Genomic DNA, 22,236 nt, shown 5'->3' on the forward strand with positions numbered 1-22,236 from the left:
TTATCGAAAAAAGGCCTTGGCGCCTGACGTGAAAGAGGATAAATTTTTTCAACTGCGGATGAACCATTTTGTATAGGGGTATCCGCGGGGTTTGTTCGGCTTGGGGTTTATGGCCAAATTCTCCCGGCAAATTGCGCAATGGGCGGATTTGGTGTATCTCAACAGGAATAGCCCTGGAAAAGGATCGCCGGGGCGAGCTCTTTCACCCTCCAAGACCTGGGAGATGATTTATGAAACTGGGCAAATTCGTTGGCTTGGCGCTGATGGCTCTGACCCTGGGGCTGGCCGGCCAGTCCCTGGCTGCTGAACCCATCAAGATCGGCGTGTACCTGCCCCTGACCGGTCAGAATGCCTTTGGTGGCCAGCTTGAGCTGGAAGGTGTGCAGCTGGCTCTGAAGGACATGCCTGAAGTGCTGGGCCGCCCCATTGAACTGGTTGTGGTGGACAACAAGTCCGACAAGGTGGAAGCCGCCAACGCCGTCAAGCGCCTGGTGGAACGCGACAAGGTCGTGGCCCTGATCGGTACCTACGGTTCCTCTCTGGCCATGGCCGGTGCCGAAGTGGCCGAAAAGGCCAAGGTGCCCGGCGTGGGCACCTCCTGCACCAGCCCCCTGGTGACCCAGGGCAAGAAGTACTACTTCCGCGCCTGTTTCATCGACCCCTATCAGGGCGCCGCTGCCGCCACCTATGCCTATGAGAACCTGGGCCTGCGCAAGGCCGCCGTGCTCATGGACATGACCAACGACTACGCCGTGGGCCTGTCCAGCTTCTTCACCCGCTCCTTCAAGAAGCTGGGTGGCGAAGTGGTGGCCAACCTCAAGTACAGCTCCGGTGACCAGGACTTCACTGCCCAGCTCACCGAACTGATCGCCAAAAAGCCCGAGATCGTCTTCATGCCCGCCTACTTCGCCGAAGGCGCCATCATCATGAAGCAGGCCCGCGAACTGGGCGCCACCTTCCGCCTGATGGGCGCTGACGCCATGGACAACCCCGACACCGTGAAGCTGGCCGGCAAGGCTGCGGAAGGTTTCCTGCACACCACCTTCCCCTATGACGCCAAGATGCCCAACATGAGCGCCGAAGCCAAAAAGTTCACCGAAGCCTGGAACAAGGCCTATCCTGAAAAGGAAACCAACGTGAACGGCGCCCTGGGTTACAACTGCCTGTTCCTGATCGTTGACGCCATCAAGCGCGGCAACTCCGCTGATCCCGCTGCCATCACCAAGGCCTTGGCCGAGACCAAGAACCTGGTGACCCCGCTGGGTACCCTGACCATCAATGCCAGCCACGACGCCGAAATGCCCGTGGGCATCATTGAGTACAAGGACGGCAAGCGCGTTTATCTGACCGAAGTCACTCCCAAGTAAGGGATCCGTCTGTTCACGGCGGGGCTCCGACGGGCCCCGCCGTTCCGTCTTCGCGCCCCTTCGGGCGGATAAAGCTTATTTCCAGGTGGCCCCATGACCCTTGACATGTTTTTGCAGCACTGTTTCAACGCCTTGACGCTAGGCTCGCTCTACGCGCTGATCGCCATTGGCTATACCATGGTCTACGGCATTCTGCGCCTGATCAACTTTGCCCACGGCGACATCTTGATGGTCGGGGCTTACTTCGTCTTTTTCGGTACGTTCGCCTATGGCTGGCCCTGGGGTGTGGCCGCCATCATCGCCATCCTCGGTGCCAGCGTGCTGGGGGTGGTGGTGGAACGCGTGGCCTACCGGCCCTTGCGTGACGCGCCCCGAATTTCGGCGCTCATCAGCGCCATCGCTGTCTCCTTCTTCATCGAAAGTCTGGCCGTGGTGGTCTTCACCGGCCAGCCCCGGCCCGTGCTGCAGCCCGACTGGCTGCTCTCGGTCTGGCAGTTCGGTGATGTGCGCATTCTCAAACTCACGGCCTTCGTGCCGGTCATGACCATCGTGCTGGTGGCGCTCTTGCTCTACATCGTGCACCACACCAAGCCCGGTCTGGCCATGCGCGCCATCTCCAAGGATATCGAGACCACGCGTCTTTTGGGGGTGCGGGTGGACAACATCATCGCCTTCACCTTCTTCATCGGTTCCGCCCTGGCTGCCGCGTCGGGCATCATGTGGGCCCTGCGCTACCCGCAGGTGCATCCTTACATGGGCATCATGCCCGGCCTCAAGGCCTTCATCGCGGCCGTGTTCGGCGGCATCGGTTCCATCCCCGGCGCCGTTATCGGCGGTGTGGCCCTGGGCTTTGTGGAAATCATGACCGTGGCCTTCATGCCGGAGCTTTCGGGCTTCCGTGATGCCTTCGCCTTCATCCTGCTGGTGCTGGTGCTTGTGTTCAAGCCCACGGGCCTGCTGGGCGAGCGCATGGAGGAGAAGATCTAATGCGCTTCAATCAAACGACCCTGCTCAACATCGCGCTTATCGTCATTTTCGGTCTGGCCCTGACCCAGGCCGAGGCCTATATGGGCGACTACCAGATCTACATCCTCAAACTGATCTTCATCAACGCCATCCTGGCCCTGTCGCTCAACCTGATCTACGGCTTCACCGGCCTCTTCTCGCTGGGGCATGCCGGTTTCATGGCCATCGGCGCCTATGTGGGCGCCCTGTGTACCCTGCTGCCGGAACAGAAAGAGATCATGTGGATCCTGGATCCCATCATCTGGCCTTTCTCGGTGCTGCACACGCCCTTCTGGGTGGCGGTCATCGCCGGTGGCCTGGTGGCCATGATCTTCGCCTTCATCATCGCCGTGCCCGTGCTGCGGCTGGGGGACGACTACCTGGGCATCGCCACCCTGGGCTTTGCCGAGATCATCCGCGTGGTCATCGTCAATGCCACGTCCATCACCAACGGTTCGCTGGGCATCAAGGGCATCCCCGGCGAGGCGACCCTGCTGACCTGTTATATCTGGACAGTCATCACGCTTGTGGTGCTGTCACGGCTCATATTCAGCAATTTCGGCAACGTATTGCGTTGCATACGCGATAACGAGATCGCCGCGGGCGTCATGGGCATCAACGTGTTCCGCTACAAAGTGCTCTCCTTCTGCGTGGGGGCCTTCTTCGCGGGCGTGGGCGGCGCGCTGCTGGGCAGCCACCTGTCCACCATCGACCCCAAGATGTTCAACTTCCTGCTGACCTTCAACGTGCTGATGTTCGTTGTGGCCGGCGGTCTGGGCTCGCTGACCGGCAGCCTGCTGGGCGCCACCATCGTCACCATCCTGCTGGAATGGCTGCGCGCCATCGAGGAGCCCATGGACTTCGGCGTGTTCGAGATCCCGGGCATCCCCGGCATGCGCATGGTGGTCTTCTCGCTCATCCTGCTGGCCATCATCCTGTTCCGGCGTGAGGGCATCATGGGCACCCGTGAGATCACCTGGAAATCCATCTTTTCGCTGGGGAGGCGCAAGGCATGAGTGCAAGCAAAGTCCAGCCCATCCTGACGGCTGAAAACGTGACCATGCGCTTTGGCGGCGTGACGGCCGTCAGCGACCTTTCCCTGAAGGTGGACGAGGGGAGCATCGTGGGCGTCATCGGTCCCAACGGTGCGGGCAAGACCACCCTGTTCAACGTGCTGAGCGGTTTTTATACGCCGCAGGAAGGTGACGTGCGTTTTGCGGGCAAGAGCATCCGCGGCCGCAAGCCGTTCGAGATCTGCCGCATGGGCATGGCCCGCACCTTCCAGAACATCCGTCTTTCGCCGCACATGAGCGTGCTGGAGAACGTGATGGTGGGCTGCCATGTGCGCCGCCGCTGCCCCTGGTGGATGGCGCCGCTGGGCCTGCCCATGTACTACAAGGAAGAGAAGGCCATCACGGAAAAGGCCCGCGACCTGGTGGAACACCTGAACCTGGCCGAATACATGGACGAGAAGGCGGGCAGCCTGCCCTACGGGGCGCAGCGCCGTCTGGAGATCGCCCGTGCCCTGGCCACGGAACCGCGCCTGCTCCTGCTGGACGAACCCGCCGCCGGCATGAACCCGCAGGAAAGTATCGAACTCATGCACTTCATCCAGGCCATCCGGGATCACTTCGACCTGACCATCCTGCTCATCGAGCATGACATGAAGGTGGTCATGGGTGTGTGCCAGTACATCTGGGTGATGGAATACGGTGCGCTTATCGCACACGGCGACCCGGACGCCATTCGCAGCAATCCCGAGGTCATCCGGGCCTATCTGGGCGAGGACGTGGTGTAGTATGCTGAAAATCAGGGATCTTTACGTTCGTTACGGCGGCATCGAGGCCGTGCAGGGTGTCAGCCTGGACATCAAGCGCGGCAGCATCGTCACGCTGGTGGGCGCCAACGGCGCGGGCAAGAGCAGCATCATCCGCTCCATCGCCGGCCTGAACAAAAATATCAGCGGCGAGATCTCGCTGACCCGCAAGGAGGGCGACGAGCCTGTCTCCCTCATCGGTCTCAAGCCCGAGGAGATGGTGCGCCGGGGCATCTCGCTTTCGCCGGAAGGGCGCCGCATCCTGCCCCATCTGACCGTGGTGGAAAACCTGCGTCTGGGCGCTTACTCGCGCACCGACAAGGACGGCATCAACGAGGACATCGAGCGCGTCTACGCCCTGTTCCCCCGTCTGAAGGAACGCCACTGGCAGAAGGGCGGCACGCTTTCGGGCGGTGAACAGCAGATGCTGGCCGTGGGCCGCGCGCTCATGAGCCGCCCGGACATGATCATGCTCGACGAGCCTTCGCTGGGTCTGGCCCCGCTGCTGGTCAAGGAGATCTTCAACATCATCCGCCGCATCAACGAAGACGGCATGACCGTGCTGCTGGTGGAGCAGAACGCGTTCGCGGCCCTTTCCGTGGCCCATTATGCCTACATCCTCGAAGTGGGCCGCGTGGTGCTGGAAGGCACCGGTCAGGAGCTGCTGGAGAACCCCAAGGTCAAGGAAGCCTATCTGGGCGGCTAGTGCCGTCATCATACGCATGCAGGGGAGGGGACGTTTCCGCAAGGGGCGCCCCTCCTTTTTTTGTACATGACGGCAGGGGAGGAGGGGCTCGTCCCCTGTCGTCCTTTCGTGCCCGCCGTCACATCGCGGTGTCGGCTCTTGTCAGGCGGGCCTTCTGACATTACTGTCCGAAAACGGAGGATGCAGGGCCGGCTGCCGTCAGGCAGGGGGACCGGTCCGTGCTGTTCCCCGGATGTCTTCGGAGGGGCCGGAGACGTCCGCAACCCTTCATAAGGAGTACCCATGCTGCGCATTTCCCGCCATGCATTGCTCATCCTTCTGCTGGGGATACTGCTGTTGCCGCAGCTCGCCGCTGCCGCGCCGCAGGCCGCCCCGGCCAATCCTTCAACCTCTGGTAACGATACCATGCTCGTCCGTCTCAAAAACGGCCTGACGGTCTACATCATCCGGGACAGCCGCTTCCCGCTGGTCTGCACGCGCCTCTATGTGGGCACGGGTTCCGCCAACGAGACCGCCGAGCAAGCGGGCATCAGCCATGTGCTGGAGCATATGGTCTTCAAGGGGACGGAAAAACGTCCCAAGGGGCAGGTGGCCCGGGATGTGGAATCCCTGGGCGGTTATCTCAACGCGGCCACCAGCTTCGACAAGACCTGGTACATCACCGACATGCCCGCCAAGCACTGGAAGACGGGCATGGACGTGGTCAAGGACATGGCTTTCCATCCCTCGCTGGATCCGGCCGAGCTGGAAGCGGAAAAGGACGTCATCGTTTCCGAGCTCAAGGGCGGTGACGACACCCCCACCCGCCGCCTGTTCGAGGACCTGCAGGTGGCCGGTCTGGCCCATACGGTCTACGGACGCCCCATCATCGGCTTTGAAAAGACCATCCGCGCGGTGACCGCGGACGATCTGCGTGCCTATATCCGCACCTGGTACCAGCCGCAGAACATGATGCTGCTGGTGGCCGGCGACATCGATCCCAAGGCCGTGCTGGCCCACGCCGAAGAGCTGTTCGGCGATTTGAAGAACGATGCCATCCTGCCCGAGCCCGCCCCCGTGCGGCTGGAAGGTGCCGCGGGCGGTCCCCGTGTGGAGGTGACGCGCGGGCCGTGGAACAAGGTCTATCTGGGCATCGCCCTGCCTGCTCCCGCCCTGGGCGACCAGCGCTCCATCGATCTGGACGTGCTGGCCTATGCACTGGGCGGTGACGGCACCTCGCAGTTCTACCGCAAGTACCGTTACGAAAAGCAGCTGGTGGACAGCATCAGCGTCGGCAACATGAGCCTCAACCGTGCCGGTCTGTTCTACATGGTCGCCCAGCTGGATGCGGACAAGGTGGAGCCTTTCTGGCAGGAGTTCACCCGCGATCTGGCCGCGCTGGACGCCGGCAAAATCACGCCCGACGTCATCGAGCGGGCCCGCTTCAACTATGAGGACGGCATGGATCGCGCCAGCGAGACCCTGGACGGCCTGACCTCGTGGAAGGCCACGGTGCAGTTCGAGCTGGGCGGACCGCAGGGCGAGGCCAACGTGCGGCATGCTCTGGCCGCCGTGGACAGCGCGCGTCTGCGCCAGGCCCAGGACCTCTGGCTGCGTCCCGATCAGGTGCGCGTGCGTGTGCTGGCGCCCGAAAAGGCCCAGCTGCCCGATCTGGATGCCATCCTGCAGCGCAACTGGCCCGCGCCTGCCGCGGAGCGGCAGAAGGCCGCCGCCGCTGCGGAAAAGGTGGGCAAGCGCGAGATCGTCGATCTGGGGCAGGGCCGCACCGTGATCCTGCAGCCGGACCGCACCATCCCCTATGTGTCGCTGGAGATCCTGCGTCCCGGCGGCAACGCGCTGCTCAAGCCTGCCGACCAGGGCCTGGCCCAGCTTACGGCCGCTACCCTGACCGACGGTTGCGGCACGCGTGACCTGGATGCCATGGAACGCTTCGTGGCCGAACGTGCCGCCTCCCTGAGCGCCTCGGCGGGCGTGCAGAGCTTTACCGTCTCCCTGACGGGCCCGGCCCGCTTCAATGCCGATTACTTCGCCCTGCTGGGCGATCTGCTGCACAAGCCCACCTTTGCCGAGAAGGACGTGCGCCGTCAGGCCGATACGCTGAAGGCGGCCCTGGTGCGCCGTCAGGACAACCCCATGAGCTTCATGGGTTCCAAGATCAACGGCTTCCTCTTCCCCGGCGGCCAGCCCTACGGATTTGATGGTCTGGGCACGGCGGAGAACCAGGACCGCTTCGGTCCCAAGGATGTACAAACCTTCTGGAAGCAGCAGAATGCCCAGCCGTGGATCCTTTCCGTGGCCGGGGACTTTGACCGGGAAAAGGTGCTGGCTTTTGCCCGCAGCCTGCCCGTGCCCACCGCGTCTGCCGTGGATGTGGCCCAGCCGTCCTGGGGCGCCGACAAGCGCCTGCCCCTGTCCCTGCCCGGTCGCCAGCAGGCCCATCTGCTGCTGGCCTTCCATGCCGTGCCGCTGGACCATCCCGACGCTCCGGCGCTCATGCTGCTGGAATCCGTGCTTTCCGGCCAGAGCGGCCTGCTGTTCAACAAGTTGCGTGACGAGCAGGGCCTGGGCTACACGGTGACGGCTTTTTACCGCAGCCTGCCCAAGGCCGGTTTCATGGCCTTCTATATCGGGACCACGCCTCGCAATCTGGACGTGGCCCGGCAGGGCTTCAGCGGCATCATCAAGGACATCAAGACCGATCTGCTGCCTGCCGATCTGCTGGCCAAGGGCCTGAACCGCATGGAAGGCAGCTATTATCGTGGCCGCCAGAGCCTGGGCGCGCGGGCCGACGAGGCCGCCAGCGAGCGTTTGCTGGGCCAGCCCCAGGATTTCCAGAAGCGTTTGCTGGAAAAGGCCGCCAAAGTGACGCCGGAACAGCTGCGTGAGGTCGCCCGCAAGTACTTGCTGGTGGATAATATGTACGAAGTGACCTTGCTGCCCTAGCTGAGAGGGACAGGATCATGAAGACAGGGGAAGGGTTCCGGCCGTGGGCAGGGCCCTTCCCCTTTTGTTTACGGCAGGGGCATTTGTGTCTGCCGGACAGGCCCGCCATCTTGACCGCTGCCCGGGCGGGATTATCTCTGAATAAAGCATCCTGACGGCTGACTGACGCCTGTCTTGTTAGACCGCAAGGGTGCGGCGGCCGATGGCCCGGCCATGCTGGTACGGAAAGGCCGTCTTGCCTATTTCCTTTTTATGGAAATATACCCTGTCATAAAAAGAATGAAATTTTTAATCCTGCGAGGATGACATGAAACTGACGGACATGCATGTGTTTGACAAGGCCCGTGTGGTGGCCAAGACCCTGGGCATCCAGGTGTGCCTTTTCGTGGGCCTGCTGGTGCTGGTCTGGGGCAGCCAGGCTTTCTACGGCGTCATCGATACCAAAAAATTCCCCCAGGCCTACAGCGTGGGCGAGACCGCGAACCTGAGCGAAAACGACAAGGGCAAGCTGCTGGTGGATTCCGTCACCAATCAGCTGCGTCGCGAGATGGGCTCCACCTTCGGCTGGACCATGAACGACATCGTCTTCAACCGCTTCGTGCTGGATAACCGCGCCTATCGCCAGTACGGCGTCTACCACGCCACGCGCGTGCTCATGGACCTGTACTCCACCCAGATCGCCAAGCTGGGCTCCAATGACCGCGAAAGCGAGTTCCTGTATCAGGCCCGCCTCAACGGCTTTGCCGTGGACCCGCGCAGCTTCATGTTCCCCTCGGCGGAAGGCTCCTACAAAAAGGCCCTGAAGCAGGTGGAGGAATACAAGAAGTCCCTGGATACCGGCAAGGGCACCTACAATTGCCGCACTGACGACCTGTACGCGGCCCTGAACACGGTGGTGGGCGAGAACATGCTGGGCTACGCTCTGGGCCTGCTGGCCGATGCCCAGGACATCCCCTTCTACACCCTGGACAACCGCATCTACGAGGTACAGGGCATGGTGCTGGTCATCCGTGATTTCGTGAAGGCCCTGTACGACCTGTATCCCGAGATTGCCCAGAAGAACAATGCCGAGAACATGGCCGCCGCCATGCAGTTCATGAACGACATCTGCACCTATGATCCCATGTACATCACCTCGTCGCTCAACTCCGGTGAGCTCATCATCTCCTACCTGATGTTCACCAAGAACCGTCTGGAAGACATCCGCGACAGCCTGCGCATCTAGCAGGACGTCCTCTCAAGTGCATCAGCAAGGCCGGGGCCCCAAAGGCTCCGGCCTTTTGCGTTTATGGGAGAGGAGGGAAGGGGAGAGGCCGCACCGGCCCGGCGTATGCCGTCTGCCCTGTGCAGGAAAGGAGGCGGCGCGCCGTTCCTCGTGATCCCGTCATGCGTCCGGGCCTCGTCAGTTCGTCTGGCGGGGCTCTTTGCGTCTGCGGATCTGTGCGCGGGCTGACCGCCGGGAATGGATGTCATGCCGGTCGGGCAGAGGAGCTGAACGGTCGGCGACAGGCGAGCCCGGATGCTCCTGCCCTTTTATGGATGTAGACAGAAGAGGCTGCAAAAAATACTGGCCGGAAGGTGCGGAGGGATGGAAATATTTTGTATATATTTTCACAATCAATGATCGCAAGGCGCACTTTTGTCACCGGAAAAGCTCAAAGCGTGACATTCTCCCGGAAATCATTGCAAAAGCGTGCATCCTGCGATGGCGTATCAAGCCATCTTATTTTATAAGGTTTTTCTTTGCACTTTTTATGAAAACTTGCTATTCCTTTTCTGTATCTCATAGTTTGTTCAGGAGAGACAATGAAAGCTGCTGCCATGAAAACCATTCACGTCAAGGACGCTGTCGGCAGCGTGCTCTGTCACGATATCACCCGCATCGTGCCCGGAGGGGACAAAGGGCCCGTGTTCCGCAAAGGACATATCGTGAGGGAGGAAGACATCCAAACCCTTCTGGAGGTAGGCAAGGAACATTTGTACGTGTACGAGCCGCAGGAGGGCGTGCTGCATGAGAATGAAGCCGCCCGGCGCATCGCGGCCGCTACGGCCGGGGCCAACATCACGCTGAGCGAGCCCAAGGAAGGGCGCATCAACTATTCGGCGTCCTGTATGGGCCTCTTGCGGGTGGATGTCCCCACGCTGACCCGCATCAATTCGTTGGGAGAGATCACCCTGGCCACGCTGCACAGCATGCAGCAGGTCAGGCCGGGACAGAACCTGGCAGGCACCCGCGTGGTGCCCCTGCTCATCGAGGAGAGCAAGATCGTCGCCCTCGAGCAGCTGGTTTCCCGTCCCGTGGTGGAGGTCCTGCCCCTGCAAAAGTTCAAGGTAGGCATTGTCACTACCGGCAGCGAAGTCTACACGGGCCGCATCAAGGATGCGTTCGGCCCTGTGCTTCGAGACAAGTTCGCCCGCCTTGAATGCACCGTCATGGATCAGGTCTTCACCAGTGACGAAGTGGAGATGACCTCGTCAGCCATCAGCGGCTTCATCCGACAGGGAGCCGACATGGTGGTGGTGACGGGAGGCATGTCCGTGGATCCCGACGACAAGACCCCCGCTTCCATCCGTGCCGCTGGCGCGCAGGTGGTGAGCTATGGCGCACCGGTCTATCCCGGGGCCATGTTCCTGCTGGGCTATGTGCCCACGGAACGCGGCCGCGTCCCCGTGCTGGGGCTGCCCGGCTGTGTCATGTATTACAAGGCCAGCATCTTCGAACTCGTAGTCCCGCGCCTTCTGGCCGGACTGGAGGTGACAGCCGAGGATATCGCCGGCATGGGTCACGGGGGCTTCTGCTCCGGCTGTGGCGAATGCCGGTATCCCATCTGTCCGTTTGGAAAATAGACGGCGCGGCAGCGACCGTCTCAACTTGCAAGCCGTTTCTAGGAGTCGCATATGGAAACGAAAACGCTTGTGGTCAATGGTATTCCCCGTCAGGTCCTGGTGGATTCCGACACTCTTCTCGTTGACGTGCTGCGCAACCAGCTGCAGATCACCAGCGTCAAGGTCGGTTGCGGTCAGGGCCAGTGTGGTGCCTGCTCCGTGATCCTCGACGGCAAGGTCACCCGCGCCTGCATCGTCAAGATGCGCCGCGTGCCCGACCAGGCCCAGATCACCACCCTCGAAGGCGTGGGCACCCCCGCCAAACTGCATCCCCTCCAGGAATCCTGGATGTTCCACGGTGCGGCCCAGTGCGGCTTCTGCACGCCCGGCTTCATCGTGTCCGCCAAGGCCCTGCTGGACTCCAATCCCGCCCCCAGCCGTGAAGAAGTGCGCGACTGGTTCCAGAAACATCACAATATTTGCCGCTGCACCGGTTACAAGCCCCTGGTGGACGCCGTCATGGACGCCGCCGCCGTCATGCGCGGTGACAAGGACATCGAAGAGCTGCGCTACAAGCTGCCCGCCGACGGCCGCGCCTTCGGTTCGCGTCTGCCCCGTCCCAGCGCCCTGGTCAAGGTGACCGGTCTGGCCGAATACGGCGCCGACGCCGCCGTGCACATGCCGCCCGACACCCTGCACCTGGCCCTGGCCCAGGCCAAGGTCTCCCATGCCATCATCAAGGGCATCGACACCTCCGAAGCCGAAAAGATGCCCGGCGTGGTCCGCGTGCTGACCCACAAGGACGTCAAGGGCAAGAACCGCATCACCGGCCTCATCACCTTCGCCGACAACAAGGGCGACGGCTGGGATCGTCCCATTCTCAACGATACCAAGGTGTTCCAGTATGGTGACGCCCTGGCCATCGTCTGCGCCGACAGCGAGGCCCACGCCCGCGCCGCCGCCGACAAGGTCAAGTTCGACCTGGAACTGCTGCCCGAATACATGAGCGCGCCCGAAGCCATGGCTCCCGACGCCATCGAGATCCATCCCGGCACGCCCAACATCTACTATGAGCCCCACATCGAAAAGGGCGAGGACACCAAGCCCTTCTTCGACGATCCCGAAAACGTGGTGGTGGAAGACAGCTTCTACACCCAGCGTCAGCCGCACCTGAACATCGAGCCTGATGTGGGTTACGGCTACCTGAACGAGCAGGGCCAGCTGGTGATCCACTCCAAGTCCATCGGCCTGCACCTGCATGCCCTGATGATCGCCCCCGGCCTGGGCGTGAAATTCCCCGAAGAGCTGGTCATGGTGCAGAACACCACCGGCGGCACCTTCGGCTACAAGTTCAGCCCCACCATGGAAGCCCTCATCGGCGTGGCCGTGCTGGCCACCGGCCGTCCCTGCCACCTGCGCTACAACTACCAGCAGCAACAGCAGTACACCGGCAAGCGTTCGCCCTTCTGGACCAAGGTGCGCATGGCCGCCAACAAGAAGACCGGCAAGATCGTGGCCATGGAGACCGACTGGACCTGCGACCATGGCCCGTACTCCGAATTCGGCGACCTGCTGACCCTGCGCGGTGCCCAGTTCATCGGTGCCGGTTACGGCATCCCCAACATCCGTGGTGACGGCCGCACCGTGGCCACCAACCACGCCTGGGGCGCGGCTTTCCGCGGTTACGGCGGTCCCGAGTCGGAATTCCCCTCCGAAGTGCTGATGGACGAACTGGCCGAAAAGCTGGGCATGGATCCCTTCGACCTGCGCGAGCTCAACTGCTACAAGGAAGGCGATACTACGCCCACCGGCCAGAAGCCCGAGGTCATGAACCTGCCCACCATGTTCAAGGCCCTGCGTCCCAAGTATGAGGCCGCCAAAGCCAAGGCCAAGGCGGAATCCACCGATGCCGTCAAGCGCGGCGTGGGCCTGGCCCTTGCCGTGTACGGTGCCGGTCTGGACGGCCCCGACTCCTCCGAAGCCTGGGCCGAACTGAACCCCGACGGCTCCGTGACCATCGGCAGCTCCTGGGAAGATCACGGCCAGGGCGCCGACTCCGGCGCGCAGTGCACCGCCCATGAGGCCCTGCGTCCCATCGGCCTGCCTGTGGAAAAGATCCGCCTGGTCATGAACGATACCAGCAAGACCCCCAACTCCGGTCCTGCCGGCGGCTCCCGCTCCCAGGTGATGACCGGCAACGCCATCCGCGTGGCCTGCGAACAGCTGGTGGAAGCCATGCGCAAGCCTGACGGCGGCTTCTACACCTATGATGAGATGAAGGCCGAAGGCCGCGCCGTGCATCAGGACGGCAAGTGGACCGCCCCGGCCCGCGACTGCGGCAAGAACTGCCAGGGCGAACCCTTCTGCTGCTACATGTACGGCCTGTTTATGGCCGAAGTGGCCGTGGAAGTGGCCACCGGCAAGACCAAGGTGGAAAAGATGACCATGGTGGCCGACATCGGCAAGGTGGTCAACCGCCTGCTCACCGACGGCCAGCTCTACGGCGGTATCGCCCAGGGCATCGGTCTGGCCCTCACCGAAGACTACGAGGACATCAAGAAGCACAGCACCATGGCCGGTGCCGGTATCCCCACCATCAAGGATATCCCGGACGACATCGAGCTCATCTACGTGGAGACCCCGCGTCCTGACGGCCCCTTCGGCGCCTCCGGCACGGGCGAGATCCCGCTGTGCGGCCCGCATCCGGCCATCATCAACGCCATCTACAACGCCTGCGGCGCTCGCGTGACCCATCTGCCCGCGTACCCCGAAAAGGTGTTGGCGGCCATGCCCAAGAAGTAAATGGAACAATGACTGTCAGGGGGACCGGTCCGCCGGTCCCCCGTCAGATGCAGACAAGGCTGACGGCATCCTGCTGGAGGGATGCCGTCTTGCCCTGCACCGTTTTTTCTTCCCTGCCCGCCGCAGGCGTGCCGTGTGCCGTATCCGTTGCCTGCCTCGCCATGGGGCATGACGATGCGGGGCCCCTGCCCGCTGGCATCCCGAGGTCCCCATGAGCATTTCCATGAACAGCCAGAGCGCGCTGCATGAAGTGGAGTCCCGCTGCACGCAGGAGCGCCCGCCCCGTTGCCAGTCCCTGTGTCCGCTGGGTCTGGACGCGCGCGCCTTCCTGGGCCATGCCGCCGAAGGCCGCTGGAGCGATGCCCGCAAACAGCTGGAACGTTATCTGCCCCTGCCGGGCCTGCTGGCCCGCATCTGCGACCATCCCTGCGAGCAGGGGTGCCTGCGCGGCGATCTGGGGGGCGCCGTCAACCTGCACGGACTGGAGATCTTCTGCACGGAGCATCTGGGCGTGCAGACCCGTTCCCTGCCCATGCCGCGCAAACAAAAGCGCATCGCCGTCATCGGTGCCGGTCTGGCCGGTCTGGTCTGCGCCTGGGATCTGGCAGGCAAGGGCTATCCCGTGACCGTCTTCCATGAAGGCGAGCCTCAAGCGCAGCTGTTGTCCTGCTGGCCCGTGCTGGCCGGGGCGGGGGCCGCTGCCCTGGATGCCGAATGGGAGGCCCTGGGCCGCCGGGGCGTGCGCTTTGAACAGGCCCGCACGGATGCGGCCTGTCTGCAACAGGCTGCCGGGGAGTACGACGGCGTCCTGCTGGATGCCGGTGCCCTGCCGGAACTGGCGCCCGCGGAATCCGGCATGGAGGCGCAGATCCTGCACTGGCGGGACAATATCTGCTGCGCGGGCTGGGCCAGCGTCACGCCTACGGGCCACCGTTTCGCGTCCGCGTCGCGGCAGGCGGGGCAGGGCAGGAGCGCTGCCCGGACCCTGGAACGCCTGGTGGCCGGCGTGTCCCTGACCGCGGCCCGGGATACCGACGAACGCAGCCTGTTCACCGAGCTGGACGGCATCGCGCCGGTGGAGCGGGTCCTGCCCGTCGCGGAAACCTATTCCGAGGCGGAGGCCCGGCAGGAGGCCGGACGCTGCCTGCAATGCCAGTGCCTGGTCTGCGTCAAGGCCTGCGTCTATCTGCAAAAATACAAGGGCTATCCTCGCGTCTACGCCCGCCAGATGTACAATAATGCGGCCATCGTCAAAGGCCTGCATCTGGCCAACAACCTCATCAACGGCTGCGCCCTGTGCGGCCAGTGCGAGGAACTGTGCCCCGAGAATTTCTCCATGGCCGAGCTCTGCCTGAGCGCACGGCAGGACATGGTGGAGCGCGGCGTCATGCCGCCTTCGGCCCATGAATTCGCGCTGGAGGACATGGAAGCCGCCAGCGGCCCGGAATGCGCCCTGAGCATCAAGGGAGGGGAGGGCGGCTGGCTGTTCTTCCCCGGCTGCCAGCTGGCGGCCTCGCGCGGGGAACAGGTGGAAGCCCTTTATGCCTGGCTGCGTGAGGCGCTGGCCGGGCAGGGCGAGTTTGCCCCCGGCCTGGAACGCGGGCCCGTGAGCCTGCTGCTGCGCTGTTGCGGCATCCCGGCACGCTGGGGCGGTCGTGAAGCGCTTTTCGCCCAGCAGGCGCAGGAACTGCGGCAGCAATGGGAAGAGCTGGGCAGGCCGCGGATCATGGCCGCCTGCTCGTCCTGTCTCGCCGTCCTGCGCGAGGTCCTGCCCGAGGCGCGGGCCCTTTCCCTTTGGGAAGTGCTGGATGCCCTGCCGTGGCCCGAAGGCCTCCCCGGCGGTGCTGGCCGGGGCACGCTGCTGACCATGCAGGATCCCTGCACGGCCCGGTACGATAGGGCATGGCAGGAGGCCGTGCGCTCGCTGGCGCGCAAGGCGGGCATGGTCCCGGAAGAGCCGCCGCAGGGGCGCGACAGGACGGCCTGCTGCGGCTATGGCGGTCTGGTCTGGTGCGCCCAGCCGGAACTGGCCGATGCCATGGCCGGTCACCGGGCCGAAGGGCTGCCGCATGCGGCCCTCAGCTCCTGCATCATGTGCCGTGACCGTCTGGCGGGCAGCGGCAAGCCCGGGCTGCATCTGCTGGACCTGCTGCCGCAGCTGGCCCCGCTGGCCCACGGTCTGGAGCCGGAAAAGGGCCCCGGCCTTTCGGAGCGGCGCGCCCGTCGTGCGGCCTTGCGCCGTCGCCTGGCCCGTGTCTGGCTGGGGCAGGAAGTTGCCGAACCGGCCGCCGGACGGCTGGATCTGATTCCCGGTCTGCTGGAAGAGCTGGAGCGCCGCCATATCCTGCTGGAAGACGTGAACGGGGCCGTGGCGGCCGTGGAAGCGGAAAAGGCTTATTTCGTGGATGCGGAGAGCGGCCATCGTCTGGGCGCGTGGCGGCCGCGCAACGTGACCTTCTGGGTGGAATATACGGAAGAAGGTGGGCGCTGGCTGCTGCATGATGCCTGGTGCCACCGGATGCGCGTACCGGGCAGCGGCGGCGTGCAGGAAAACGGCTGCTGCGGGGAGGCGTAAGATGAGTATCGGTCCCAATTATGAACCGGATGGCGGCAGCTGGACCTGCGGCCGTTGCGGTTGCCCGTTGGAACAGGGCAAGGTGCAGGTCTTTTACCTCAACAGCGCTTTCGACGTCATGCTGCCGCGCTGTCCGCAATGCGGGCTGACCATGGTGCCCAAGTCGCTGGCCGAGGGCAAGATGCTGGAAGTGGAAGCTCTTCTGGAAGACAAGTGAGCCAGCTCTACACCCGGCCGGAATTCAGGCGTATCGCGGGCGAGCACTGGCGGCCCGGCGGGACGGAGATCACGGACAGGCTGCTGGTCCTGGGGCGGCGCTGGCATGATGCCGGGCCGGAGGGCCGCATCCTGGACGTGGGCTGCGGGCCCGGCGGCAGCGTGCGCCATCTGCGGCAGCAGGGGAGGCAGGTCTGGGGCCTGGATACCGTGCTGCGCCCCCAGTGGCGGGCGGAAACACCGGCAGAGGCCGGGGGACTGCCGTATCTGGTGGCCGATGCCTGCGCCGGCTTGCCCCTGCGGGACAGCGTGCTGGACATGATTTTGTGCGAATGCGTGCTGTCCGTGTTGCCGGACACGGCGGCCTTCCTGCGGGAGGCCCGGCGCGTCTTACGGCCGGGCGGCCTGCTGGCGTGCAGCGATCTGTACCGACGTGGGGAAGAGGGCATCCTTGTACCGCAGCCCGCCGGCTGTGCGGCCGGGGCCCGCTCCCGTACGGAGTGGACGGCGCTGTGCGAAGGGGCGGGCTTCACTGTCCGACATTTCGAGGATGCCAGCCCGGCCCTGGCCCGTCTGGCCGCGGCGCTGGTCTGGTATGGCGACAGGCAGAGCCTGCAGGAATGGGGCCTGTGCGGTCCCGACTGCGGCGGCGCGGCGGCCCGGCCCGGTTATGCGCTCTGGATCGCGCAAAAGGAGGAATGATGCATCCCCTGATGATGGATCTTTTGCCGCTGGTGCGGCAGGGCTATTGTTGCAGCCAGCTGCTGGTGCAGTTGCTGGTGCAGGCCCAGGGCAGGGAAGTGCCGGATCTGGTGCGGGCCCTGCACGGCCTTTGTCACGGCATCGGCCAGTCCGGCGGGCCTTGCGGCCTGCTCACGGGCGGGGCTTGTGTGCTGGCCCTGCTGGCGGGCAAGGGCGCGGAAGGCGAGGAGCCCCATCCCATGCTGGCTCCTCTGCTCAATGACTATGCCGGCTGGTTCTACGAGCGTACGGCGGCCTATGGCGGCCATTCCTGCGAACAGGTGGCGCTAGGACTGGGAGCGCGTACGGGGGAGAGCGCGGAGCCCGATCCCGTGGCCTGCGGCGACCTGCTGGCCGAATGCTGGGAAAAGATCCTGGAACTGATCCAGACCTACGATCTGGATTTCATGGCCCATGCCTGAGGTAGATGTGGAGATATTGCACGAGACCCAGAGCCTGTGCCCTGTCTGCCTGCGACGGCTGGATGCCCGCTATGTGCGGCGGGGGCAGAACATCCTTCTGGAGCGTACCTGCCCGGAACACGGTACCTTTGCCGTGGACATCTGGCACGACCGGACGGAAGGGGGCGTCACCCCGCCGCGTTTCGACGGTTGGCCACGGCCCAAAACGCCCTCGTATCCGCGTGAGCCGCGCACGGCGGTCCGGCACGGCTGTCCCTATGATTGCGGTTTGTGCCCGGTCCATGCTCAGCATACCTGCACGGGACTGGTGGAAGTGACCCTGCGCTGCAATATGGCCTGCCCCATCTGCTATGCGGCGGCCGGCGGCGCTGTACCTGACGATCCTTCCCTGGAGACCGTGGGCTTTCAGCTGGACAGTCTGCGCCGGGCCTCGCCGGGCTGCAATGTCCAGCTTTCCGGCGGCGAGCCCACCGTGCGCGACGATCTGCCCGCCATCATCCGCATGGCCCGGGAGCGAGACTTCGGTCTGTTGCAGGTCAACAGCAACGGCCTGCGGCTGGGACTGGAAGAGGGCTATGCCCGAAAGCTGCGCGAGGCCGGGCTGGATTCCGTCTATCTGCAATGGGACAGCCCCGATCTGGAGGGGTGTCTGCCTTTGCGGGGGGCCGTGGCCCTGCCGGGGGGACTGGATCTGCTGGCGGTCAAGCGCCGGGCCGTGGAGCGGTGCACGGCCGCCGGTCTGGGCGTGGTGCTGGTGGCCACCGTGGCCCGGGGCGTCAATGACGACCGTCTGGGGGCCCTGCTGCGTCTGGCGCTGGAGCTGGGCCCCGGCGTGCGCGGGCTGCATATCCAGCCCGTGGCTCGCTTCGGCCGCTATCCCGGGCGGCTGGAAGACGGCCTTCGCTTCACCCTCAGCGATGTGATGACGGCCCTGTGCCGTCAGGCCCCGCAGTGGCTGCGCATGGAGCATTTCCATCCGCCGGGCTGCGAACATTCGCTTTGTTCTTTCAGTTCGCTCTATGCGCGGGAAAAGGCGGCGGACGGCAGCCCCTCTCTGCGCTGGCTGCCTGATGCGGCCCGTTCCTGCTGCGGCCCTGCCGTGGACAAGCTACCGATCCCGGCGGCCGAAGGGGCGCGCAAGTCCCGGCAGTTCGTGGCCAGCCACTGGCGCGGTGACGACAGGCCCCGGGACGAGGGCAAGGCGGCGCTGGCCGATGACTTCGGCCGTTTCCTGGCCCGTGCCGGGGCCGAACAGCGTTTCACCCTTTCCTGCATGGCCTTTCAGGACGCGCTCTCTCTGGACGTGGAGCGGGTGCGCGGCTGCTGCATCCATGTGGTGCGCCCCGATGGCCGCATGATCCCTTTCTGCCTCCACAACCTCACGTCCACGGAAGGCCGGATGCTCTATTCGCAGCGTCTGGCTTGCGGGGAGAGGAAAGATGACAGCATCTAGTCCGAATCCCGCGACGAAAGCGCAGAGCAGGGCACAGGCGCTGTCGCTCCTGCCCCCGGCCGTCCGGCAGGCCCTGGAACACCCCGGCCCTTTCGCGCTGGGGCTGGATGCCTGGCTGGCGGCGGAGTGCGGCGCGACGCACCCCGAAGAGCTGGCCGCCGCGGTGCGGGCACGCCAGCTGGAGCTGCTCAATGCCGATCTGTGCCATATGGCGAAGCACAGCTCCCTGTACCGGCAGCGCCTGATGGGGGTCGGGCGCTGGTCCGCGGCGGGCTTGCGTCCTTTGCGCGATCTTTCCGAGCTGGCGGAGCTGCCGTTCACCACGGCCGACGACCTGCGTCCCGGCGAGGCGCTGCTCTGTGTCTCGCGTGACGAGGTGGCACGCATGGTCACGGTGAGCACCTCCGGCAGTACGGGCGCACCCAAGCGGCTGGCCTTCAGTGATGCCGAGCTGGCGCGCACGCGGGATTTCTTTGCCGTGGGCATGGCCCAGATGGTATCGGCAGGGCAGCATGTGGCCGTGCTGTTGCCGGGCGCCCACCGTCCGCGGGGTATCACGGATCTGCTGGCCGGGAGCTTGGCGCCGCAGGGGGTGCGCGTGACGGCCTGCATGGAACTGGCCGACCTGCTGCTGTGCGTGCCGGATCAGGCCCCGGAAGGGACGGCGGCCCGTCTGGCGGCTGTGCGTGCCGCCTGGCGGGCGCTTGCGGCCACGGCGCCCGCCGGTCTGGGGCTCGTGCTCCTGCCCCGCCAGATGGAGTGCCTGTGGCGTGCCTTTCCCCAGACGCCGCCGGGCCTGTGCGCCGCCCTGTGCGCCGCCGACTGGCTGGATCCCGGCCTGCGCCTTCAGGTGGAGCAGAGCTGGGACTGCCTTGTGCTGGATCATTACGGCTCCACGGAGAGCGCCTTTGCCGGGGCCGTGCAGTGCCGCTGCCGTGAGGGGCGGCATGTGCGGGCCCTGGACCTGCTGCTGGAGATAGTCCATCCTGTGACGGGCAAGGTCCTGCCTGCGGGCGAGACCGGGGAACTGGTCATCACCACATTGCAGCGGCGGGCCATGCCCTTGTTGCGCTACCGTACGGGGGATATGGCCAGCCTGCTGGACGGGCCCTGTGCCTGCGGCAGTCCGTTGCCGCGGCTGGGGCCGGTGCTGGGGCGCATCGAGTATGATGGACAGGGATTTCGAGTGACGCATCCCCGCAAAGGGGGGAGCGAGGAGAGGAGGTCATGCGCCATTACGCTTTGATACTGGCTGCCGGTGCGGCGTCCCGCATGGGACGGTGCAAGGCCCTGCTGCCGCTGCCCTTCCCGGACGGGGAGTGCTGTGCTCTGGAGCGGCTGGCCCGGATGTACGCTTTTTGCGGGCAGCGCTTCGTGGTCACCGGGCATCATGCGGGGCTGCTGGAGCCGGCGGCACCCGGCTGGGGCCTGCGCGCTGTCCGCAATCCCCGCCCGGAAGACGGCATGTTCTCCTCCATCCGTGCGGGGCTCCGTGCCGTGCTGGAACAGGCCCGGGCGGAGGGCGTGGAGCCGGAGCAGGGCGGCGTGTTCGTCCATCCTGTGGACGTGCCCCTGACCCGGCGCCTGACGCTGCTGGCCCTGCTGCGGGCCGCGGACGTCCTGCCGGGGACGGCCCTGCAGGCGGCGTTCTGTGGCGAGCCGGGGCATCCCGTGTTCCTGCCCCTTTCCCTTGTGCCCGCCATCCTTGCCCATGACGGACATGATGGCCTGCGCGGTGCGCTGGCGGTTGTTCCCTGTCGTCAGGTACCGGTGGCCGATGCCGCCATGCTGCCGGATATGGATACTCCCGAACAGTACGCGATCCTGCAGACCATGGCCGCCGGCCACGATGCCCTGACGCGGGACGAGGCCGAGGGCCTGCTGCTCCAGGCCGGTGTGCCGGAGCGGGGCCTGCGCCATGCGCTGGCCGTAGGCCGGGTGGCGGAAGCCCTGTGCGGAGCCCTGGCGGAGGCCCGTGGGGAGGAGGATCCCGTGGAGACGGCTTTGGCGCTGGCCTCCGGCCTGACGCACGATATCTGCAAGGGCGTGCATGGCCATGAGGCCGCCGGGGGGCGGTTGCTGGCCCGTCTCGGGTTTTCCCGCATGGCCGCCATCGTGGCGGCCCACAGGGACCAGAGCGTCCCGGCGGAAAAAAAGCTGGGTGCGCACGAGCTGGTCTATCTGGCGGACAAATACTGCCGGGGCGGTATCTGGGTGCCGGTGGCCCAACGTTTTGCCCAGAAACTGGAAGAGTTCGGCGCTGATCCGGGCGCCCGGGCCGGTATCGAAGGGCGGCGCGACCGGGCATTGGCCCTGGAACGGCGGCTGGCCGTGGAGCTGGGGCGTGACCCCGCACAGCTGGCGCGGAAAGTGCTGGATGCGGCGGACATCAATACGCGCGCGCAGATGCTGGATGCCCGGCGGTCTCTCTGGACACCGCCGTGCCCGCTGGCGGAAGAGGTATAGCATGGAGGGGCTCTGGCTGCTGCGTCACGGTTCTTTGCTGCCCAACCCGGAGCGGCGCTTTGTGGGCGCGCGCGACATCGCCCTGACCGAGGCGGGACGGGGACAGATACGGCAGGCCGCCCGGGCCCTGCTGGCGGAATGCGATGCGGCAAACGGGCTGCCGCCCTCTGCTGCCGCAGCCACCGGGCAGGGCAGACATGCGCAAACGGCGGTTGCAGAGGCAGCGGAGAGAGGGGCGTTACGAGAAGGGAGGACCGGCCAGTATGGCCCCTGTGTGCCGCAACACATCATCTGTTCGGATCTGGGCCGCTGCCGGGAAAGTGCGCGGCTGGTGCAGGACGTCTTTCGTGCCCGGGGCCATGCCGTAGATGTTTTTCCCGATGCGGGACTGCGCGAGATCTCGCTGGGGTTGTGGGAGGGCCTGACCATAGCCGAAGTGGAAGCCCGCTGGCCGGGCAGCCATGCGGCCAGGGGGACTGACATGGCGGGCTTCGTGCCGCCGCAGGGAGAGAGCTTTGCCGCAGTGCAGGCGCGCGCCATGGCTTGTGTGGAACGCTGGCAGGCCCGTTATCCCGGAGAATGTTTGCTGCTGGTCAGCCATGCGGGCGTGCTGCGTACCCTGCTGTGCCACTGGCTGGCCCTGCCGCTGGCCGAGGTGATGCGCGTCCCCCAGCACTATGCCTGCCGTATCTGGCTGCCGGGAAAGGAATTTTTGGGGGAAGAGACTTCCTTCAGCTGGCGCTGAAAGCGTGCGTCCCCCACCCGTCTTTCCCAGGGCTCTTCGCTCGGGAGGATGACAGAACAAGGCGTATGCAGACCTGCGCCCGTCCCTGTGGGCTCTTGGTAAAAGAGTTGTGAGGTGGGCTGCCGGATATGGGCGCCTGGCAGGGAAATTTTC

The 22,236-nt window shown here is 65.0% G+C and carries 17 protein-coding genes; all 17 read left to right on the forward strand.

The genetic code is table 11. From position 1 onward, the window contains the following. Positions 1-230: 230 nt before the first annotated feature. Positions 231-1,367, forward strand: a complete 1,137-nt coding sequence (locus DESPIG_RS01830) for an ABC transporter substrate-binding protein (RefSeq protein ID WP_006004321.1) — start codon at positions 231-233, stop codon at positions 1,365-1,367. 93 nt (positions 1,368-1,460) lie between these two features. Further along, complete coding sequence (locus DESPIG_RS01835; protein WP_006004323.1) at positions 1,461-2,354, forward strand: branched-chain amino acid ABC transporter permease; 894 nt, start codon at positions 1,461-1,463, stop codon at positions 2,352-2,354. Beyond that, on the forward strand, positions 2,354-3,388 hold the full coding sequence (locus DESPIG_RS01840; RefSeq protein ID WP_006004324.1) for a branched-chain amino acid ABC transporter permease: 1,035 nt from the start codon (positions 2,354-2,356) through the stop codon (positions 3,386-3,388). Before DESPIG_RS01835 ends, DESPIG_RS01840 begins: the two co-directional genes overlap by 1 nt. Continuing rightward, a complete protein-coding gene (locus DESPIG_RS01845) occupies positions 3,385-4,170 on the forward strand; it encodes an ABC transporter ATP-binding protein (RefSeq protein ID WP_006004326.1) in 786 nt (261 codons plus the stop codon). The genes DESPIG_RS01840 and DESPIG_RS01845 overlap by 4 nt, the downstream gene beginning before the upstream one ends. 1 nt (position 4,171) lies before the next feature. Further along, entirely contained in the window at positions 4,172-4,894 is a 723-nt protein-coding gene (locus DESPIG_RS01850; RefSeq protein WP_006004328.1) for an ABC transporter ATP-binding protein, read from the forward strand. A 282-nt stretch (positions 4,895-5,176) separates the two neighbouring features. Continuing rightward, complete coding sequence (locus DESPIG_RS01855) at positions 5,177-7,837, forward strand: M16 family metallopeptidase (protein ID WP_006004330.1); 2,661 nt, start codon at positions 5,177-5,179, stop codon at positions 7,835-7,837. 307 nt (positions 7,838-8,144) lie between these two features. After that, positions 8,145-9,062 (forward strand): DUF2333 family protein, encoded by a 918-nt coding sequence (locus tag DESPIG_RS01860; RefSeq protein ID WP_006004336.1) that lies wholly within the window; start codon positions 8,145-8,147, stop codon positions 9,060-9,062. A 596-nt stretch (positions 9,063-9,658) separates the two neighbouring features. Beyond that, the gene (locus DESPIG_RS01865; RefSeq protein WP_147589186.1) at positions 9,659-10,684 is read left to right on the forward strand and encodes a molybdopterin-binding protein; all 1,026 of its coding nucleotides are present in this window, start codon (positions 9,659-9,661) and stop codon (positions 10,682-10,684) included. Between the two features lie 51 nt (positions 10,685-10,735). Then, positions 10,736-13,465: a molybdopterin-dependent aldehyde oxidoreductase gene (locus DESPIG_RS01870; protein WP_006004345.1), complete on the forward strand. Its 2,730-nt coding sequence runs from the start codon at positions 10,736-10,738 to the stop codon at positions 13,463-13,465. A 211-nt stretch (positions 13,466-13,676) separates the two neighbouring features. Beyond that, positions 13,677-16,040 carry a pyridine nucleotide-disulfide oxidoreductase/dicluster-binding protein gene (locus DESPIG_RS01875; protein ID WP_246118383.1) on the forward strand — a complete coding sequence of 788 codons (2,364 nt, stop codon included), beginning with the start codon at positions 13,677-13,679 and terminating at the stop codon, positions 16,038-16,040. Between the two features lies 1 nt (position 16,041). Continuing rightward, entirely contained in the window at positions 16,042-16,257 is a 216-nt protein-coding gene (locus DESPIG_RS01880; RefSeq protein WP_040369047.1) for a DVU_1557 family redox protein, read from the forward strand. Continuing rightward, complete coding sequence (trsM, locus tag DESPIG_RS01885; RefSeq protein ID WP_006004354.1) at positions 16,254-16,958, forward strand: DVU_1556 family methyltransferase; 705 nt, start codon at positions 16,254-16,256, stop codon at positions 16,956-16,958. Before DESPIG_RS01880 ends, trsM begins: the two co-directional genes overlap by 4 nt. Further along, complete coding sequence (locus DESPIG_RS01890) at positions 16,955-17,419, forward strand: DVU_1555 family C-GCAxxG-C-C protein (RefSeq protein WP_006004356.1); 465 nt, start codon at positions 16,955-16,957, stop codon at positions 17,417-17,419. Before trsM ends, DESPIG_RS01890 begins: the two co-directional genes overlap by 4 nt. After that, the gene (gene trsS, locus DESPIG_RS01895; RefSeq protein ID WP_040369049.1) at positions 17,412-18,872 is read left to right on the forward strand and encodes a radical SAM (seleno)protein TrsS; all 1,461 of its coding nucleotides are present in this window, start codon (positions 17,412-17,414) and stop codon (positions 18,870-18,872) included. The genes DESPIG_RS01890 and trsS overlap by 8 nt, the downstream gene beginning before the upstream one ends. Then, complete coding sequence (locus DESPIG_RS01900) at positions 18,859-20,118, forward strand: DVU_1553 family AMP-dependent CoA ligase (RefSeq protein ID WP_006004365.1); 1,260 nt, start codon at positions 18,859-18,861, stop codon at positions 20,116-20,118. Before trsS ends, DESPIG_RS01900 begins: the two co-directional genes overlap by 14 nt. Beyond that, complete coding sequence (locus DESPIG_RS01905) at positions 20,100-21,338, forward strand: DVU_1551 family NTP transferase (protein WP_006004367.1); 1,239 nt, start codon at positions 20,100-20,102, stop codon at positions 21,336-21,338. The genes DESPIG_RS01900 and DESPIG_RS01905 overlap by 19 nt, the downstream gene beginning before the upstream one ends. A 1-nt stretch (position 21,339) precedes the next feature. Next, complete coding sequence (locus DESPIG_RS13095; RefSeq protein WP_006004369.1) at positions 21,340-22,083, forward strand: histidine phosphatase family protein; 744 nt, start codon at positions 21,340-21,342, stop codon at positions 22,081-22,083. The last annotated feature ends 153 nt before the right edge of the window (positions 22,084-22,236 follow it).

The organism is Desulfovibrio piger ATCC 29098 (assembly GCF_000156375.1).
In the GTDB taxonomy this organism is placed as follows: domain Bacteria; phylum Desulfobacterota; class Desulfovibrionia; order Desulfovibrionales; family Desulfovibrionaceae; genus Desulfovibrio; species Desulfovibrio piger.

Excerpts from the sequence above, each read along its gene's own strand:
- DESPIG_RS01830 (WP_006004321.1), top strand. The coding sequence starts at position 231 with ATGAAACTGGGCAAATTCGTTGGCTTGGCGCTGATGGCTCTGACCCTG.
- DESPIG_RS01835 (WP_006004323.1), top strand. The coding sequence starts at position 1,461 with ATGACCCTTGACATGTTTTTGCAGCACTGTTTCAACGCCTTGACGCTA.
- DESPIG_RS01840 (WP_006004324.1), top strand. The coding sequence starts at position 2,354 with ATGCGCTTCAATCAAACGACCCTGCTCAACATCGCGCTTATCGTCATT.
- DESPIG_RS01845 (WP_006004326.1), top strand. The coding sequence starts at position 3,385 with ATGAGTGCAAGCAAAGTCCAGCCCATCCTGACGGCTGAAAACGTGACC.
- DESPIG_RS01850 (WP_006004328.1), top strand. The coding sequence starts at position 4,172 with ATGCTGAAAATCAGGGATCTTTACGTTCGTTACGGCGGCATCGAGGCC.
- DESPIG_RS01855 (WP_006004330.1), top strand. The coding sequence starts at position 5,177 with ATGCTGCGCATTTCCCGCCATGCATTGCTCATCCTTCTGCTGGGGATA.
- DESPIG_RS01860 (WP_006004336.1), top strand. The coding sequence starts at position 8,145 with ATGAAACTGACGGACATGCATGTGTTTGACAAGGCCCGTGTGGTGGCC.
- DESPIG_RS01865 (WP_147589186.1), top strand. The coding sequence starts at position 9,659 with ATGAAAACCATTCACGTCAAGGACGCTGTCGGCAGCGTGCTCTGTCAC.
- DESPIG_RS01870 (WP_006004345.1), top strand. The coding sequence starts at position 10,736 with ATGGAAACGAAAACGCTTGTGGTCAATGGTATTCCCCGTCAGGTCCTG.
- DESPIG_RS01875 (WP_246118383.1), top strand. The coding sequence starts at position 13,677 with ATGAGCATTTCCATGAACAGCCAGAGCGCGCTGCATGAAGTGGAGTCC.
- DESPIG_RS01880 (WP_040369047.1), top strand. The coding sequence starts at position 16,042 with ATGAGTATCGGTCCCAATTATGAACCGGATGGCGGCAGCTGGACCTGC.
- DESPIG_RS01890 (WP_006004356.1), top strand. The coding sequence starts at position 16,955 with ATGATGCATCCCCTGATGATGGATCTTTTGCCGCTGGTGCGGCAGGGC.
- trsS (WP_040369049.1), top strand. The coding sequence starts at position 17,412 with ATGCCTGAGGTAGATGTGGAGATATTGCACGAGACCCAGAGCCTGTGC.
- DESPIG_RS01900 (WP_006004365.1), top strand. The coding sequence starts at position 18,859 with ATGACAGCATCTAGTCCGAATCCCGCGACGAAAGCGCAGAGCAGGGCA.
- DESPIG_RS01905 (WP_006004367.1), top strand. The coding sequence starts at position 20,100 with ATGCGCCATTACGCTTTGATACTGGCTGCCGGTGCGGCGTCCCGCATG.
- DESPIG_RS13095 (WP_006004369.1), top strand. The coding sequence starts at position 21,340 with ATGGAGGGGCTCTGGCTGCTGCGTCACGGTTCTTTGCTGCCCAACCCG.